Origin of the sequence: Fictibacillus sp. NRS-1165, assembly GCF_050468105.1 — a bacterium.
In the GTDB taxonomy this organism is placed as follows: Bacteria; Bacillota; Bacilli; order Bacillales; family Fictibacillaceae; genus Fictibacillus_C; species Fictibacillus_C terrinigri.
Genome location: NZ_JBDPNU010000037.1, coordinates 22,547 through 39,483 on the forward strand (window position 1 = coordinate 22,547; position 16,937 = coordinate 39,483).

17 protein-coding genes, 1 pseudogene and 1 other annotated feature are annotated in these 16,937 nt (G+C 44.5%); of the genes and pseudogenes, 11 read left to right on the top strand and 7 right to left on the bottom strand.

What is annotated here, in order from left to right; genetic code table 11:
• Positions 1 to 228 precede the first annotated feature (228 nt).
• From ABHN01_RS16575 to ABHN01_RS16585, 3 genes are all read left to right on the top strand, one after another.
• Complete coding sequence (locus ABHN01_RS16575) at positions 229 to 876, top strand: hypothetical protein (protein WP_429876444.1); 648 nt, start codon at positions 229 to 231, stop codon at positions 874 to 876.
• Positions 852 to 1,643 carry a lipid II flippase Amj family protein gene (locus ABHN01_RS16580; RefSeq protein ID WP_429876445.1) on the top strand — a complete coding sequence of 264 codons (792 nt, stop codon included), beginning with the start codon at positions 852 to 854 and terminating at the stop codon, positions 1,641 to 1,643. Before ABHN01_RS16575 ends, ABHN01_RS16580 begins: the two co-directional genes overlap by 25 nt.
• Positions 1,644 to 1,761: 118 nt before the next feature.
• Positions 1,762 to 2,280, top strand: a complete 519-nt coding sequence (locus ABHN01_RS16585; protein ID WP_429876446.1) for an N-acetyltransferase family protein — start codon at positions 1,762 to 1,764, stop codon at positions 2,278 to 2,280.
• Here the strand turns inward: ABHN01_RS16585 and ABHN01_RS16590 are convergent.
• A complete protein-coding gene (locus ABHN01_RS16590) occupies positions 2,275 to 2,448 on the bottom strand; it encodes a hypothetical protein (RefSeq protein ID WP_290398380.1) in 174 nt (57 codons plus the stop codon). The two genes, ABHN01_RS16585 and ABHN01_RS16590, sit on opposite strands and share 6 nt — an antisense overlap.
• Positions 2,449 to 2,594: 146 nt before the next feature.
• On the bottom strand, positions 2,595 to 3,533 hold the full coding sequence (locus tag ABHN01_RS16595) for an NADP-dependent oxidoreductase (RefSeq protein WP_429876447.1): 939 nt from the start codon (positions 3,531 to 3,533) through the stop codon (positions 2,595 to 2,597).
• A 240-nt stretch (positions 3,534 to 3,773) separates the two neighbouring features.
• Between ABHN01_RS16595 and trpE the strand changes: the two genes are divergently transcribed.
• The 4 genes from trpE to ABHN01_RS16615 all read left to right on the top strand — a co-directional run bounded on the left by trpE (position 3,774) and on the right by ABHN01_RS16615 (position 7,969).
• Complete coding sequence (gene trpE, locus ABHN01_RS16600; RefSeq protein WP_429876448.1) at positions 3,774 to 5,279, top strand: anthranilate synthase component I; 1,506 nt, start codon at positions 3,774 to 3,776, stop codon at positions 5,277 to 5,279.
• A gap of 112 nt (positions 5,280 to 5,391) precedes the next feature.
• Positions 5,392 to 6,450, top strand: coding sequence for a M42 family metallopeptidase (locus ABHN01_RS16605; protein ID WP_429876449.1), 1,059 nt, complete (start codon positions 5,392 to 5,394; stop codon positions 6,448 to 6,450).
• A gap of 80 nt (positions 6,451 to 6,530) precedes the next feature.
• Entirely contained in the window at positions 6,531 to 7,343 is an 813-nt protein-coding gene (gene proC / locus ABHN01_RS16610; protein ID WP_429876450.1) for a pyrroline-5-carboxylate reductase, read from the top strand.
• A gap of 29 nt (positions 7,344 to 7,372) precedes the next feature.
• On the top strand, positions 7,373 to 7,969 hold the full coding sequence (locus ABHN01_RS16615; protein ID WP_429876451.1) for a DedA family protein: 597 nt from the start codon (positions 7,373 to 7,375) through the stop codon (positions 7,967 to 7,969).
• Positions 7,970 to 8,007: 38 nt separating this feature from the next.
• On the opposite strand, the gene spoVB is transcribed toward ABHN01_RS16615, so the two are convergent.
• Positions 8,008 to 9,540 carry a stage V sporulation protein B gene (gene spoVB / locus ABHN01_RS16620; protein ID WP_429876452.1) on the bottom strand — a complete coding sequence of 511 codons (1,533 nt, stop codon included), beginning with the start codon at positions 9,538 to 9,540 and terminating at the stop codon, positions 8,008 to 8,010.
• Positions 9,541 to 9,727: 187 nt separating this feature from the next.
• On the opposite strand from spoVB, the gene ABHN01_RS16625 reads away from it, so the two are divergent.
• Positions 9,728 to 10,342: a DedA family protein gene (locus tag ABHN01_RS16625; RefSeq protein ID WP_429876453.1), complete on the top strand. Its 615-nt coding sequence runs from the start codon at positions 9,728 to 9,730 to the stop codon at positions 10,340 to 10,342.
• 107 nt (positions 10,343 to 10,449) lie between these two features.
• Here ABHN01_RS16625 and ABHN01_RS16630 read toward each other — a convergent pair.
• The 3 genes and pseudogenes from ABHN01_RS16630 to ABHN01_RS16640 all read right to left on the bottom strand — a co-directional run bounded on the left by ABHN01_RS16630 (position 10,450) and on the right by ABHN01_RS16640 (position 14,085).
• Positions 10,450 to 11,425: pseudogene (locus ABHN01_RS16630) on the bottom strand (tryptophan--tRNA ligase).
• Positions 11,426 to 11,467: 42 nt separating this feature from the next.
• Positions 11,468 to 11,711, bottom strand: a binding site (T-box leader).
• Between the two features lie 50 nt (positions 11,712 to 11,761).
• A complete protein-coding gene (locus tag ABHN01_RS16635; protein ID WP_429876454.1) occupies positions 11,762 to 12,421 on the bottom strand; it encodes an SOS response-associated peptidase in 660 nt (219 codons plus the stop codon).
• Positions 12,422 to 12,618: 197 nt separating this feature from the next.
• Positions 12,619 to 14,085 carry an NAD(P)/FAD-dependent oxidoreductase gene (locus ABHN01_RS16640; RefSeq protein WP_429876455.1) on the bottom strand — a complete coding sequence of 489 codons (1,467 nt, stop codon included), beginning with the start codon at positions 14,083 to 14,085 and terminating at the stop codon, positions 12,619 to 12,621.
• Positions 14,086 to 14,451: 366 nt separating this feature from the next.
• On the opposite strand from ABHN01_RS16640, the gene ABHN01_RS16645 reads away from it, so the two are divergent.
• The 3 genes from ABHN01_RS16645 to ABHN01_RS16655 are packed head-to-tail and all read left to right on the top strand — an operon-like array spanning position 14,452 to position 16,613.
• Positions 14,452 to 15,366 carry a ring-cleaving dioxygenase gene (locus ABHN01_RS16645; protein WP_429876474.1) on the top strand — a complete coding sequence of 305 codons (915 nt, stop codon included), beginning with the start codon at positions 14,452 to 14,454 and terminating at the stop codon, positions 15,364 to 15,366.
• The gene (locus ABHN01_RS16650; RefSeq protein ID WP_429876456.1) at positions 15,363 to 15,980 is read left to right on the top strand and encodes an alpha/beta hydrolase; all 618 of its coding nucleotides are present in this window, start codon (positions 15,363 to 15,365) and stop codon (positions 15,978 to 15,980) included. The genes ABHN01_RS16645 and ABHN01_RS16650 overlap by 4 nt, the downstream gene beginning before the upstream one ends.
• A gap of 21 nt (positions 15,981 to 16,001) precedes the next feature.
• Positions 16,002 to 16,613 carry a flavin reductase family protein gene (locus ABHN01_RS16655; protein WP_429876457.1) on the top strand — a complete coding sequence of 204 codons (612 nt, stop codon included), beginning with the start codon at positions 16,002 to 16,004 and terminating at the stop codon, positions 16,611 to 16,613.
• Positions 16,614 to 16,785: 172 nt separating this feature from the next.
• Here the strand turns inward: ABHN01_RS16655 and ABHN01_RS16660 are convergent, their stop codons facing one another.
• Complete coding sequence (locus ABHN01_RS16660) at positions 16,786 to 16,929, bottom strand: hypothetical protein (protein WP_429876458.1); 144 nt, start codon at positions 16,927 to 16,929, stop codon at positions 16,786 to 16,788.
• Between the last annotated feature and the right edge of the window lie 8 nt (positions 16,930 to 16,937).

The following is a 16,937-nucleotide window of genomic DNA, read 5'->3' on the forward strand; positions in this document are numbered from 1 at the left end:
TTTTCATGCGGCTCCTATGCCTCCAGAACGGCCGCAGCGGGCTGGAAGCAGCTGATCGAGCAACATATCACCCTGAAGGATCGCCTGGCGGTTGATATTGGCTGTGGCGGCGGAATTATACAAAAGCCATGATCGAAATGGGTGCCAGACACGTGACTGCTGTCGATTTTTCCGAGAAAATGCTGGAGGCTGCCGTCTTATTCTGCCGATATGTTGCTGGAACGGGCGGTGATTCATCACTTAAACGGGCTGGAAGGATGTACTGCGGAAGCTTTTCGCTTGTTAAAGCCGGGTGGAACATTCATCGTTCAGGACAGAACACCTGAAGACTGTCTTCTTCCAGGAACAGACACACACATCCGGGTATATTTTTTTGAAAAAGCACCAAAATTGATAGAGAAAGAAATTAAAAGGCGGTTTTCAAGTGAGAAGGTGATCGAAGCTATTGAAAATGCGGGGTTTTCTCATGTGGAAGAGGTAAAGCTATGGGAGATGAGGAAACATTATTCTTCGGTAGGAGAACTTTCAGAAGACCTTAGAAAACGCACTGGACGCTCCATTCTTTTTGAAATGAACAATGAAAAATTGGAGCAGCTGATTTCTTATATTGAAACCAGATTGAGAGCAGATCAGGAAATAAAGCGAGCGGGACAGATGGACCCTCTGGTTTGCCAAAAAAGAGAATGGATAAAAGAAGGAAGGGCAGCGTTAGCCGTCCTTTTTTTTGATTCCAAGAGAGAAGGAATGCTTGTTAAAAGTACGAAATTTATAATAAGATGTATTTCAAATTACGGCAATTTCCGGGGAAATGAAAAAGGAATCGAATTTTGCGTCAGAGGGGTGATCAAGGGATGGAGCATGTATTGCTACAGTTAATTTTGCTGACATTTGTTATTCATATCATTGATACTCTAGGCTATTCTGTAAGACTTAATTCAGTAAAAACGGGGCAAGTGGCATTATCTTTTTCCATTTTTAACCTGTTTGTGCTTGTTTCCAGAACGGCAAATATGTTTCAGGCACCTTTGATCGGGAAAATCATCGGATTTAGCATCGTGAAAAATATTGATCCGCTCAACGATATGAGGTTTGTTATTGCCGCGGCTACAGCTGGTACGCTCGCAGGTTTTTTTGTCATTCCTACCTTTTTGAAAATTTTTCAAATAGGGGTAAAGAAAATTTCTTTGTCAGGGTCTGTTCCCTCTCTCGTGTTTGAAGCATTGCACGCAAACAATCTGAAGAGGATCGTTAAAAAAGCGACCGTTCCCCAAAAGAAGATGCTCCATAAATTGCGTTTTCGAGAAATTCCTAAACGATTTTTGCTTCTTCATGCGGTGGTAACGGGTATCTATACAATAGGAGTACTTGCTGCCAACTATTCTTCATTACTGGTTCCGTCAGAAAACCAGCTGGCAGCGGCCGCTTCATCCGGTATGATTAACGGCGCAGCAACGATCATGCTTACCTTCTTCATCGATCCAAAGTCAGCAATTATTACCGATCAGGCGATCAGAGGGAAGCGGCCGTATGGTGATGTCAAAGCTCTCGTTATTTTGCTCATCACAACTAAGCTGATTGGTACGATGCTTGGGCAGCTGCTTTTTTTGCCGGCTGCAAAAATCATTGCCAGTTTTTATCAGTGAATGAAGAAATATTGAAATGCCTGTTGATAGAAGACGGGCACTGGAGGCCTGGACTATAAAAAGGCTTTCTGTCTTCGGTCTCCTAAAAGTGACATTTACAAGAGAGGAAGTGGGTTCGTTGGAGATAAGAAGAGCCATTCCAGGAGACGAAAAGGGGATTTCCTTTGTACAGGTTGAAAGCTGGAGGACGACGTATAAAGGAATCATTGATGACGATTATTTATACAAGATGAGGGCTGAAGACCGGGAGGATATGTGGATGAACATCATCCAAAAGCCAATGGAGAAGAGTTTTTTATATGTTGCCTGTATTAATCAACAGATTATCGGCTTTTGCTCTGGCGGGCCAAACCGCTCAGGGCGCTTTCCATATGAGACGGAGCTGTATGCGATCTATCTTTTGCATGAATACCAGCGCAGAAGTATAGGCACTAGTCTAATACGCCATCTTGCTCAAACCCACTATGATTTCGGCTATCGGACGATGCTCGCCTGGGTTTTAAAGGACAACCCATCTAAAGCGGCATATGAAAAGCTGGGCGGCATCAAACTGGGGGAGGAAAACATCCAAATCGGGGAGCAGCTGTTGACAGAGGAAGCTTTAGGCTTCGATCTTGTGAAATTGCTGCAATTATAATTCATTTCTCCTCTGAAGTTTATGGCGTATGAAAATTCTCTCCATCAAGGCAATGAGCTGGTTTTCATAGTTCGTCTTTTCCTTTAGGCAATCCGTCTCGTTTATTTTTCTTTTCAGCTGCTTCACCTTTTCTTTTTCTTCAGGTGTTAATTGATGGGAAAGAATCATAATTTTCCTCCTTATTGAAAAGAAAGTGTACGTTTACCTTATCACGTGCTTTGAGAAGCATTCTACTTTTCTGTCAGATATTGTGACACATAAAAAGCCTGGCGAACGTGAACTAATATCGTTCCAGACTTTACTGCGTTTATCATCTAGGATTTCACTTGAATAATGATTTTTCCTTTTGCATGATGAGATTCACTTAATTCGTGAGCTTTTCTGACACCCTCCTGGTTAAGAGGAAAAGTTTCTCCGACAAAAGGTTTAATTTGGCCACTTTCTATCAACTTTCCAATCTCAGCAAGCTGTGCGCCATCCGGCTCCAAAAAAACAAATCCGGCTTTGACAGAATGATTGGTCGCATCTTTCTGTATAGGCGGACTGACAATGGAAACGAGGATTCCACCTGGTTTGATCACTTTATAGCTGTTGTGCTGAACTTCTCCACCGATCGTATCAAACACGATGTCTACAGGATCGATCGCTTCTGTAAAAACTTTTTCTTTATAATTAATAAATTCGTCTGCGCCAGATTCTTTGATGATCTCTTCTGAATCTCCACTGCCCGTAGATATGACATAAGCTCCTTTTGCTTTTGCGAGCTGAATGGCAAAGCTTCCTACTCCTCCTCCGCCCGCGTGGATAAGGATTCTATGGCCTTCCTGAATGTTTGCGAACTCAACAAGGCATTGCCATGCCGTAAGGCCAACGAGAGGAATAGAGGCGGCTTCTTCAAACGTCAGGTTTTTGGGTTTGAACGCAACTAATTCTTCATCTGCAGCAAGCAGTTCAGCATAGGTGCCGTCCCGTTCTGTTGCAGGTCTTGTAAAAACTTCGTCTCCCGGTTTGAACTTGGTGACAGAAGAACCTGCTTCTTTCACGATCCCCGCTGCATCCCAGCCAAGGACGACAGGAAAATTGAAGGATAGGCGGTCTCTTAAGTAACCTTCACGGATTTTCCAATCGACAGGATTTACAGAGGAAGCATGGATTTCAATGAGAACATCTTTCGGGCCTGGCTTAGGATCGGCTATTTTTTTCTCCACAAGCTGATCTCTGCTTCCGTATTCATGGATAACGATGGCTTTCATTCCTTTTCACCTCATTTTAAGTAAACTGCATCACTGGTAACCTTCCCTTTTGAAATAAGGTTGAATCCGCAAAGTAACGGTTGACAGTTTGCCTAATGCATTATATAGTGATTTTTAATCGCCTGAGGCAGTTGAGAAGAGTTGAGAGTTGAGTGAGAACAAAAGAATAGAGCAGAGCCGAGCTGAGATTAGCGGTTATGGTTGCTAATCTTCGTCTCTCGTAAAGAAGGGATGATAGCCATGATACAACCATCATTGGAAGAAGTAAAACAAATGGCAGGAAACTATAATTTAATTCCTGTGAGCATTGAGTTATTCGCAGATGTACATACAGTCATAGAACTGTATCAAACGTATTATAAGGAAGATTATTCTTTCTTGCTTGAAAGTGTAGAAGGCGGCCAGCAATGGGCCCGGTATTCGTATATCGGAAAAAATCCCTTCATGGTGGTCTCGTGCAAGAAGGGTAAAACCATCATCAAGAAAAAAGGCCAGGATGAAACCTTTACTGGGCATCCTATTGATATTTTAAAAACACTCCTCAACCAATTCAAAAGTCCCTCACATAAGAACCTGCCACAATTTACAGGCGGTGCCGTCGGTTATTTCGGCTATGATATTCTGCAATATTTTGAAAACATTCCACCTCACAGCAAAGATATAATCCACACCGATGATATGAAATTTTTATTCGTAGACGAATTGATCGTATTTGATCATTTAAAACAATCCATACAAATTGTCTGCAATCTCCATGTTCCGAAGAACCATACCCAGCAGCAACTCGAAGAAGCATACAAGAAAGCGGAACAGTCCATCCAGAAAACGATGGAACAGCTAGAAAAGAATGTGAGTCATCCTGTTCCCGCCTTTCGATATCTTCCTCAACAGGACGTGGATATAAGCGGTGTACAATCCAACCTGACAAAAGAAGAGTTTTGCAGGATGGTGGAACAGGCAAAAGAATACATTACTGCTGGCGATATCTTTCAGGTTGTGCTGTCACAGTGCTTTGAAAGTGAAGCGAAAGCCGATCCACTAACCGTTTACAGGATACTGCGGATCGTAAATCCTTCTGCTTACATGTATCTCTTGAAAATGCCCGATGAAATGATCGTCGGCTCATCCCCAGAGCTCCTGGTCAAAGTAGAGGGGCAGCAAGTAAGAACCCGTCCCATTGCCGGAACCCGCCCGCGTGGAAAAGATATGGAGGAAGACCAGCACTTAGCGGAAGAATTGCTGGCTGATGAAAAAGAAGTGGCTGAGCATATCATGCTTGTCGACTTAGGAAGGAATGACATCGGCAGGGTTTCCGAGTATGGAAGTGTTGAAGTGTCGTCTTTTATGGAGATTGAAAGGTACTCTCATGTCATGCATATCGTATCGGACGTCACAGGCCGTCTAAGAGAGGATAAAGACTTCTTTGATGCTCTCATCTCCTGCCTGCCAGCTGGAACGCTGTCCGGGGCTCCAAAAATCAGGGCCATGCAGATCATATCCGAGCTTGAGACGCAAGCAAGAGGAACCTATGCGGGAGCCATCGGCTACCTGTCTTTTTCCGGGAATATGGATTCGTGCATCACCATTCGCACCATCCTTTTTAAAAATCAAAAAGCTTATATTCAAGCTGGGGCAGGCATCGTCGCTGACTCTGTTCCGGAGAACGAATACGAAGAGACATTCAATAAAGCGAAAGCCTTGCTGAAAGCCATTCAGGTGGCGGAAGCGATGGAACTCCATGTGTAAAAATGAAAATAATTAAAACGCAAAGGTTTTAATCGTCCGCTCCTTTTTTCATTTACTTTGTAATAAAACCTTCTCATTTTTACCATTCTATAGTTATAGGATGGTGATAGAGTTGGATCTTTTAAAAGAATTAACAGAAACCAATGGTGCTCCAGGCTTTGAAAACCAAATACGAAAAATTATGAAGCGTGAGATCGAAAAGGCCGGTGCACCGCTTGTTTATGATCACATGGGAAGTGTGTTTGGCGAGAAAAAAGGGTCGGCGGATGGCCCTAAAATCATGCTTGCCGGCCACATGGATGAAGTAGCTTTCATGATCAGCGAGATCACGAAGGATGGCTTCTTGAGATTCGTTCCACTCGGGGGCTGGTGGGATCAGGTCATCCTCTCCCAGCGTGTTCATGTGATTACCAATAAGAAAACGTTCACAGGTGTGGTAGGTTCAAAGCCACCGCATATATTGACTCCGGAAGAACGCAAGAAAGTCTATCCGATGCGTGAAATGTTCATTGATATCGGGGCAAATGATAAAGAACAGGTAAAAGCATGGGGGATTAAGGTCGGTGATCCGATTATGCCAATCTGTCCGTTTGAACTCTTGCCTGATAACGATACGATCCTGGCCAAAGCTTTGGATAATCGTGCGGGATGCTATCTGGCGCTGGAAGTGTTAAAGGAGCTGAAAGACAGTGACCATCCGAACACCATTTATTGTGGTGCTACCGTCCAGGAAGAAGTTGGCTTAAGGGGGGCTGCAACGGCACCTTATATTATGGAGCCAGATCTTGCAATTGCCATGGATGTAGGAATCGCACAGGATGGACCGGGAGACAACTCCAACAAAGCCAAGCTGGGAGCAGGACCGCTCATTACATTCCTCGACTCCTCCATGGTCCCGCACGTCCCATTGCGAAACATGGTGATTGAGATTGCCGAGAAACATAACATTCCTTATCAAGTCGATGTCATGCTTGGCGGAGGAACGGATGCCGGCAGATTACATTTATTTAAAAAGGGTATTCCTTCTCTCGTTATCGGAGTGGCCTCGCGCTATATCCACAGCCATGTTTCGATGGTCAGCAAGAGCGATCTGGAGAACACGGTAAAACTATTGGCTGCAGTCGTTAAAACCGTGGATCAGAAGAAAATGGAGTCCCTGATAGATTTTTAAATAAAATAAGCTACAATAGAGAAAAGGTGTTCTTTTTGAACACCTTTTGTTTTTGAAACTTGTTTAGAAGGAGATCAGCCATGAGTACAACATTTCTTTTTATTGGTGCGGGCCGTATGGCAGAGTCAATGATTAAAGGACTTCAGTCTTCCAAAGACGAAAATATATCCATCATTGCAGGAAATCAGGGTAATACTGAAAGGCTTCAGCAGCTTTTTTCGCTATATGGTGTAGAAACAACGACAGACTGGATTCACCATGCCAGGGAGAGTTCTGTGATTGTCCTTGCGGTTCCGCCTGATGCCCATGATTCAGTCCTTGAAAAACTGTCCACCGTGATTAGCGGGCAGCTTGTCATCTCGGTAGCGGCTGGAATTGGATTGAAAAAACTGGAGGATAACCTTCCTGCCGGTACTCCGGTAGCCTGGGTCATGCCCAATACGGCATCAGAGGCTGGGGAATCTATTTCGATTTATACACATGGTGAGACGTTGGATGAAGGCCAGGTAAAGCTATTAAAGCTGTTATTAGACAGTATTGGCTCCTCTGAAAAATGCACTGAAGAACAGATACATAAACTTACCGCTGTTACCGGAAGCGCTCCTGCTTTTCTTTATGAGTTTGCTTCTGCTCTTATTGATGCTGCAGCAAGCTATGGGATCTCAGAAGGCCAGGCACGGAAACTGGTTTCGCAGATGATCTACGGCTCGGCGGTTATGTTAAAAAGCGGTTTGTCCCCGATTGACCTTAGGGAAGCAGTCACGACTCCAGGCGGTGCAACAGCGGCAGGGCTGGAGATTTTAGCAGAAGCTGATTTTGGACATCTGGTGCAAAAAGCAGTTCATGCAACGAACGACCGGGCGGCCGAGCTTGGCAGGGCTATGAAAGATTGACAGAGATCAAAACCGTATAGGGGTAATCTATGAGTAAAGCGATTTTGGATTTTATTATTCACTATGAATATGCAGGTATCTTTCTGGCTCTTGCCTTTGGCTTAATCGGATTGCCGGTTCCAGATGAAATTTTACTCACCTTTACTGGCTACCTCGTCTATTTAGGGAAGACAGGATTTGTCTTGACCTTGATGTCTGCCTTTTTAGGAGCGATGTCTGGTATCTCAGTGAGTTATTTTTTAGGCTACAAACTTGGTTTGCCGTTTCTTAAACGAATTGGACCTAAAATAGGGATCACGGAAAAGAAAATAGAAAAAACGCGGTGGTATTTTCAAAAGTACGGCAACCTGATGATCATCATCGGTTATTTTATTCCGGGGATCCGCCACATTTCTGCTTATCTTGCCGGCATTTCGGCCATGAATATTAAACGGTTTGCTCTGTACGCTTATTCAGGAGGTTTCATTTGGAGTATTACGTTTATCATGCTTGGAAAAGGGCTCGGCCGAAAATGGAGAGTGGTTGAACAGTATTTCCACAACCTGGGACTCTATGCTATTCTTACAGCTGGAGCAGTCGTGCTGCTGATTTGGCTGATTTATAAAATGAAAATAAGAAGAGCATAAAACCGGACCTGATGAGCGATCATCGGGTCCGGTTTTTGTTACTTTTCAGGTTTCATCCATAAGCGGCCAATTCCGGTTTGCACGAGCCGGAGCAGGAACAGTGTACCATAGTAAAAAGAGAAGACGACAAGCAGCAGAAGAGTGATCGACAGGTGATTTTCGTAATGAGTGGTATGCATGAGTTCGCACAGGAAGATGGTTGCAGCTCCCGATGCCAGAAACGTAAAGTACTCTGCAATTTTAGGCTTGAACTTCACTTCTTCAACAATGGTGTGATAATGCAGGAAGCAGAGCAGAACGCCGCTGAAGTTCACTGCTATAATGACACCGTGGATGCCAAATGATGATCGGGAGGCAAGAGAGAGAATGAGCAGGATGGACAGTATATTAACCCATATGGTTTGCGAAAACACATCCCTTGCACGCCCGAGGCCAAACAGGATGGCCTGAAGCGGTGCAAGCAAATAATGAAACAGAATAAATGGGGACAACAGCATCAGGAACTGGCCGGCCTGAGGAGAATGATAGAAAAGTACGGTCAGTTCGTCAGCAAAAAAATACATGACGATCGAACATGGGATCCCATACAGGAACGTAATATGAAAAGCTTGGTGAATCCTTTGATGAAGTCCTATTTCATCCTGTCTTGATCGGGCCTCGGAAATGGAGGGAACGAGTGAAACATACAGCGAATATCCAATAAACCCGGGGAAATAGCCGATTGTCATCGCAAATGCTGTCAGCATGCCATACTGTTTTGTGGCGATGGAGGCCGTAATGCCGGCAAACATTAAACTTTGTGTGATTAAAATCGGATTTACTGCAGCCGTTAAAGCGTTCATCATGCGGACCCCTGTCGTGGGGAGGCTGACTTGGAAAAGCTTTTTTAAGATGCTCCTGCGCGGCACAGAAGCCATTTCAGATTGAGACGTGTCTTTTAAATTTCTCTGCCCCAATAAAAAGGATGTTGAAAAGAAAAACAAGGAAACGAGCTCACCGGCCCCAATTCCCAATACAGCAGCAACTACACGATATTCCAGAGGGAGCCCCTTCATATATTGAAGCACATAAAAAATAAAACTCAACTGCGCCGTTTTTTCCAAAAGCTGAGCGATCGCAATGGGTTTCATTTTCTGAAGACCGCTGAAATAGCCTTTCAGGATGGAAGTTGTTCCTATGACCGGAACGATCGGAATGAGAGCAAGTAAAGGATAGCCAAGCCTTGTATCGATCGTCTTCCATTTTAAAAGCAATACGGTAATCGCGGCACTGATCAAGACCAGCAGAAGGCTCAATCCCATGATGACGTAAAAAGAAACTTTAACGATCTGCAGCCTCTGTTTTTCATTCTGGTGTACTTCCTCTTCCGCCAATACTTTGGATAGAGCGGTCGGAAATTCAAGAGCCGCAATGGTGATCAGCAATCCGATCACCGGCAGTGCCATCATGTAAAATCCCATACCCTCGCTTCCCAATGACCGTGCGAGAAGGATGCTGACTACAAATTCCACGACTTTTGTATAGAGCATTGCCAAAGATAGGATAAGCGTTCCTTTTAGAAATTTTCCCATGATTTCACCCTTTGTCCAATTCATCTCTCTAACATGTATATGATCGGGGTGGGGAAAAAGAAGAGCCTTTTAAAATGTCGAAAAAAGGCAGCTTTTGGGCTGGAAAATAAAAGAATTGTAAAAAAACGATACAAAATTGTATATTTTCGGTAAAATAGAATTACTATCCTAAACTAGTTGGTGTTGTATGGAGATCTTTTTACAAAATCTTTTTCATCATTACGGGTATTTGGCACTATATTTCCTTCTCGCGCTAGGTGTTATAGGACTCCCGGTGCCTGATGAATTTCTGCTGACATTTGCCGGCTATATCGTTTATACAGGTGAAGTCTCATTTGCTATGACCCTGTTTGCCGCTTTTGCAGGATCAGCGACCGGAATCACGATAAACTATTGGCTCGGCAGAAGCTTTGGTTTACCCTTGTTGCTTAAATACGGACCGAAAATTCATTTATCGACACATAAAATACATACCTCACAATCTTACTTTCAACGATTGGGAAAACCGCTCATCATGTTCGGCTACTTTATTCCAGGAATCCGCCACCTCACAGCCTATTTTGCAGGGATGTCCTCATTGCCATACCGTGTATTCACTTTTTATGCGTATACCGGTGCGTTTATCTGGAGCTTTCTGTTCATTATGATCGGCAGAATTGTAGGGGCAAAATGGTACCTCGTAACCCAATTTGTTCATAAAGCAAGCCTTCTGGGCCTCGCCGTTTTCATCATCGTTATTGCTGTAGCTGTTTATTCTTTTAAAATAAAAGGAAGAAAATCAGAGCGATATGACATCTCTTGAGAAAGTATGACATCCCTTGGTAAAGAGTGTAAGAATAGGAAAAAAGCCGCCCTTGAAAGCGGCTTTTTTGTTGGTTTGAGGTTTGTGAAAGGCTTCCATCCCCCAGTTCAGCACCCAATCTTCTCCTTAATCTCTTCCAGAAACGGCCTCGCTCGCTTGCGTGCTTTTTCAGCTCCGTACAGGAGAATATCATCCATTTTCTTCGGATTGTTCATAAGTTCTATATATCGCTGCCTTGGCTCTTCCAGATAGGCGTTCATAACGTTAAACAATTCTTTTTTAACTTCTCCCCAGCCAATGCCAGCTTCATAACGTTCACGCATCATCTTCACCTGCGTTTCAGATGCAAATTCTTTATAGATTAAGTACAAAGAAGAGAGAAATGGATCTTTTGGTTCCTCAGGCGGTGTCGAATCGGTTGTTATCCGCTTGATCAGCTTTTCCAACTCTTTCTCCTCGGTAAAGAGCGGAATGGTATTGTTATAACTTTTGCTCATCTTTTTCCCATCAAGCCCCGGTATAACAGATGTTTCTTCATCCACTTTGTATTCTGGCATCTTGAATGTCCTGCCATATATATGGTTAAAGTGCCCTGCGATGTCTCTGGCAATTTCTACGTGCTGAATCTGATCTTTGCCGACAGGGACAATATCAGACTGAAATAACAAGATATCAGCAGCACACCCCCATGTTGATGGCGGCGTCCTGTTCGAGGCCGTTCTGCCGGTTTTGCTCGGCCAGTCCTTTATAGGCATGCGCACGGTTCATCAAACCCTTTGGTGTGAGACAGGAGAGAATCCAGGTGAGCTCCATAAGTTAAGGAACATCTGTCTGGCGGTAAAAGGTCGAATTGTCAGGATCAAGCCCGAGTGCAAGCCAGGTTGCCGCTATGCCATATACATAATCCTTGAATTGTTTTGCATCTCGGACGGTCGTTAATGAGTGGTAGTCTGCAATAAAATAATAGGGTGAATAGGCATCGTTTTCAGCCAGCTGGAGAGCTGGTTTAATGGCTCCGATATAATTTCCGATGTGGGGCCTTCCGGTGGATTTGATCCCTGTTAATACGATTTTTTTCTCCATTTTTTCTCCTCCTGTCCAATAAAAAAGGGGCTCCTCATCCTGATAAAGGACGAGAAACCCCGTGGTGCCACCTTGATGAACCGCTCTGCCGCAGTCCGCTTTAACAGTATCCAAAGACCGAATACCTGTCTCCTTCTAACGGCGAGACCCTCCGTCAAAGCCTACTCCCAGCGGTTTCGGTTTGAAGCTCAGAAGCCCATTCAATCGCATTTCCACACCGGCTCTCACCAACCGCCGGTTCTCTGAAGTGTACGTGCCATCTACTTTCCTTCCTCATAGCCATGTATCGTTTCCATAATGTTAAATGATGGAAAGAGAGAAATCAAGATAAAACTTTTATAAAGGTACAACGCAGTCTTTGACGTCATTCCTTGGTGAATTGACAACCGGCGATACTTCAAAGGCTTCCATTTGTTCACTTTCAAAAGGAACAAGGAGTGACTTCAAATACTCCTTATCCTGAATGGATGGGTCCAGCCAGCTTTCTTCTGCTTCTTTTGTGAGGATGACGGGCATCCGATCGTGCAGATTTTTCATCAATGCATTGGGTTGGGTCGTAATATGAGTACAGGAAGTAATCACTTCTCCGTCTTGTTCCCATTGATCCCAAAGGCCGGCAAAAGCAAATGGTTTGCGGTTTTTCAAGCGGATATGAAACGGCTGTTTTTGTTTATCTTCTCTTTTCCACTCATAAAAGCCATCAGCGATCACGAGACAGCGCTTGTATTTCAATGGCCCTCTAAAAGAGGCTTTCTCATCTACCGTTTCTGCCCGGGCGTTGATCATCTTGTAGCCGATCTTAGGGTCTTTTGCCCAAAAGGGGATCAGCCCCCAGCGATGCATCTCGGCATTTCGTGTTCTGCCATCCGAGGTAACAACAAGTACGTTTTGAGATGGTGCGATGTTATAACGCTGTGGCATCGTGCCGGGTATCTCAATATCAAATTCTTCCTGAATAAAATGCATATCAGTATACAAAGAATATCTGCCGCACATATGAAACAGCTCCTTTGATAGATTCTACTCCTAGTGTAACGCAAGGGAGCTCACTCTCAAACATTTAAATAAAAAAGGCTGTTTTCGTCATCGTTGCTGCCCTTGGGAGTGGTTGATTTCCGTTTCAGGATGCTCGCTTTCCACGGGGCAGACGTAAAAAAAGAGGACCACAGTGAATGCGGTCCTCCTGTCTGGCATTAACCGATCACTGCCAGTTCTTTTTCTTTTGTGGTTAATTTATCAGCGATGTCACGTGCGATCCATACTCCGCAAGCACTCGCCTGTGCCAGTCCCCGAGTGATTCCCGCTCCGTCGCCCCCGACATAAAGGCCGGAGATCTCTGATTCAAACCGGTCGTTCAGCTTTGGACGCGCAGAATAGAATTTGGCTTCTACTCCATAGAACAGCGTATGTTCTGAAGCGATACCAGGCGTTACCTCGTTCAGGGCCTCTGTCATTTCAATCAGGCTTTTCATTGTATTGTAGGGAAGTACTAGACCGAGATCACCAGGAACGGCTTCTTTTAACGTCGGATTAAGGAACCCTTCCTTGATCCGTTTCTCAGTGGAACGCCGTCCTTTTTTAATATCACCGTACTTTTGAACAACCAAGCCGCCAGAAGACAACTGATTAGCGAGTCTCGAAACCTCATGGGCATACTCGGTAGGCTCATCGAACGGATCGTCAAATTTATGGGACACAAGGAGTGCAAAGTTGGTGTTCGGGCTTCCGAGAGCAGGGTCTTTGTAAGCATGCCCGTTTGCCAGCATAATGCCTGAATGGTTCTCGACCACTACGTGTCCTGACGGATTGCTGCAGAACGTTCGGACTCTTGTGCCGACAGACGTGTTGAACACAAACTTTCCTTCGTACAAATGCTCGTTGATTTCTTCCATGACCACGTTCGATGTTTCAACTCGAACACCGATGTCGACTTGGTTGGCCGCCATCTTTAAACGGCGCTTTTTCAAAATTTTAGTCAGCCAGGAAGAGCCGTCGCGCCCTGGGACGATAACGATTTTATCCGTAGAAAGCACCGTTCCGTCCTTTAGTTCCACGCCGGTAGCTTTGTGCGTGCCATCCACTTTTTCTGTAACAAGATCCAATACTTCTGCTTTATAGCGCATTTCGATTTTTTCTTTTAAGTACTCGTAGATGCTGGTCAGGATCGACAGGTTCTGTTCTGTTCCAAGGTGGCGGACTTGAGCGCGAAGCAGCTTCAATCCAGCAGCATACGCACGTTTTTCAATATCCCTTACTTCATCTGTCAGAGGATCGGTAATCGTTTCAGTCGCTCCGTGTTCAAGGTTAATGCTGTCTACATATTTTATTAGTTCAATGACCGTTTCATCGGGCAGGTAATCAGTCATCCAGCCTCCGAATTCACTTGTAATATTAAACTTTCCATCAGAATAGGCCCCTGCTCCTCCAAAGCCGTTTGTAATGGAACAAGCTGGTAGGCAGCCGGCAAATTCTTTTCGTCCGGCAGCAGGTGGGCATTTTTGAATTTTCTTTTGAAGGATCGGGCAGTTTCTGGAATAGATATCGTGGCCTTTATCGATTAATAGGATATTGGCATCCGGCATTTTGCGTGTTAATTCATAGCATGAAAATATTCCGGCCGGACCGGCGCCAACAACAATGACATCGTATTTGTTATTCATAAAAAGAACCTCCCGAGTTCTAGCTTTTGCGATTTGTTTCAATCAACCTTAGTAACTATATCAAAATCCTTTCTTAAAAACAATAACATTTACGAACCTTTAAATAAAAATTAATTTTAATGTTCGGATTTAGCTTTTATAAATGGAATAACTTACTTCTTTATCCGCTTTCAATTCAGAAATCCATTTTAAAAGCTTTTTTGGTAATAAGCCTTCATCCCCACATGGTGATCGCTTGACATAAGTAAGTTACATTTGATATTATACTTACTATAAGTAAGTTAAATAATCATTTGTAAAAGGGAATAGTAAACAGGTAGATATGAAGGGAGATAGAATTGTGGAAAAAAGGACTAGCGGAATTCTATTGTGGGTAATCCTCAAGAAAACGTTGATTTCTACGCTGGAGTCTTAGGGCTTCGTCTCGTAAAGAAAACCGTAAACTTTGATGATCCAGGTACGTACCATCTCTATTTTGGAGACGAGGAAGGTTCACCAGGAACCATCATGACGTTCTTTCCTTGGCCTGGAGCATACAGCGGCCGGACAGGAGCGGGTCAGGTAGGCGTCACGACTTTTGTGGTGCCTGAAGGAGCATTAAGCTTTTGGGAAAAGAGGCTTGGAAATTTCCGGGTTCCATTCGAAAAAACAAAACGCTTTGGTGAGCAGTACTTAGCTTTTGACGATCCTCATGGCCTTCATCTGGAACTGGTGAGCCGCAGGGAAGGGAAAGATAGTAGATGGTCATTTGGCGGTGTATCTGCCGAGGTTGCCATTAAAGGATTCGGGGGTGCTGTTCTGCTTTCAGGTGCTCCCTTAAAAACGATGAAACTGCTCACTGATGTGATGGGTATGGAGAAAGCAGGGGAGGATGGAGATTTTGTAAGGATCAGAGCGTCTTCCGATTTGGGAAATATCATTGACATTAAGATGTCAGCAGTCGGAAGGGGATCGATGGGTGCGGGCACGGTTCATCATATTGCATGGCGTGCTGCCGATTATGAAGACCACGAAAGCTGGCGGTCCCATGTTGGCGAGAATGGATTTGAAGTAACACCCGTCATCGACCGGCAATATTTTAATGCGATCTATTTTCGTGAATCAGGCGGCATTCTTTTTGAGATTGCGACGGATCCGCCGGGATTTGCCCGTGATGAGCCTAAAGATGTTATGGGGAAAAACCTTCTTCTTCCTCCTTGGCTGGAACCCGAGCGGGAAAAGATTGAATCGGTGCTCATGCCGGCAGAGGCACGTGTCTTAAAGGAGGATGAAGCAGAATGAAGCATATATTCATAAAAGGAAAAAACGAAGAGGCTCCAGTATTGCTGTTGCTCCACGGAACAGGGGGAACAGAACAAGATCTTTTGCCGCTGGGCTCCATGATCTCACCGGAGTCCTCCATCCTCAGTGTCAGGGGAAATGTCTCTGAAAACGGAATGCCGCGCTTTTTCAGGAGATTAGCTGAAGGAATCTTTGACAAAGAGGACTTGAAATTTCGAACAAAAGAACTGCATGACTTTTTGGATCATGCAGCTGAGCAATATGGTTTTAACAGGAACAATGTCGTGGCAATTGGCTATTCGAACGGCGCAAACATAGCCGGCAGCCTATTGTTCCATTTTGAAGGTGAGCTGCGTGGAGCCGTCCTTCATCATCCGATGGTGCCATTAAGAGGAATGGGCCTGCCAGATCTTAAAGGAAGTGAAATCTTTATCGGTGCAGGGAAAAATGATCCGATCTGTCCGCCGCAGGAAACTGAAGAGCTGGAAAACCTGCTGCGAGGAGCCGGAGCGAATGTTGAGACGTATTGGGGAAATTACGGCCATCAGCTGACCCAGCAGGAGGCAGAAGCTGCGGCAGCCTGGTTTCAGCAGCATTATTCTTCTAAAAATTGATCACCAGGAAGGAGAACCTGCATGAAAGTAATCGACCCAAAACGTTTGTCCGCTAAAGAAAACTATAAGTTTTTGACAGGAAGCATCATTCCCAGGCCAGTAGCTTTTGTCACGAGCACAACAAGAGAGGGTATATTGAATGCGGCCCCCTTCAGTTATTTTAATATTGTCAGTTCATCCCCTCCCCTTATCTCGGTTTCTGTTCAAAGAGTGAACGGCCAGCTGAAGGATACGGCGAGGAATGTGATGGATGCTGGTGAATTTGTCGTTCATATCTCGGATGAAAACTATATAGAATCGATCAATCAGACAGCAGCAAGCCTGCCGCCGGATGAAAGCGAGGTTGAGCTTGCAGGGCTCACACCAATTAAGAGTACAAAAGTGGCCGTTCCGGGATTAAAAGAAGCAAGTATTCGTTTGGAGTGTGTTCTCGAGCAGGCTATCCCTCTCGGTGGAAACAGCGAGAATCCGGTATGCGATCTGCTCATCGGTGAGGTCGTCTGCTACCATATTAAAGAGGATCTATACAATGAAGGACGCATCGATGCTGCAGGTTTAAAGCCAGTCAGCCGGCTGGCGGGCAGCAGTTATTCTAAACTTGGTGAAATTTTCACGCTGGAACGTCCAAAATAGGCCGCTTGAATATGAATAAAAAATCCCCACATCACCTCGTCGGGTAAGTGTAGCCGAATGCTAAAGACCTTCATCTTTCATAAAAAGATGAAGGTCTTTTTTCGGGGCAGCTGTAGCGCTTAAATGACAGGCATATGAGAGACAAGAGTAATTAACGGTATGTTTTGGAAACTTATTTGAAAAAGATAAAAAGAATCATAACAACCGTGGGCACTCCATAAATCAGTGACTGCTGAATGGTCATTTCCCTGTCAAAACGTTCTTTCCACGTTTTATAATTGGCACGTTTCTCTACATACCAGTTACCGCTGTTCATCAGATGGA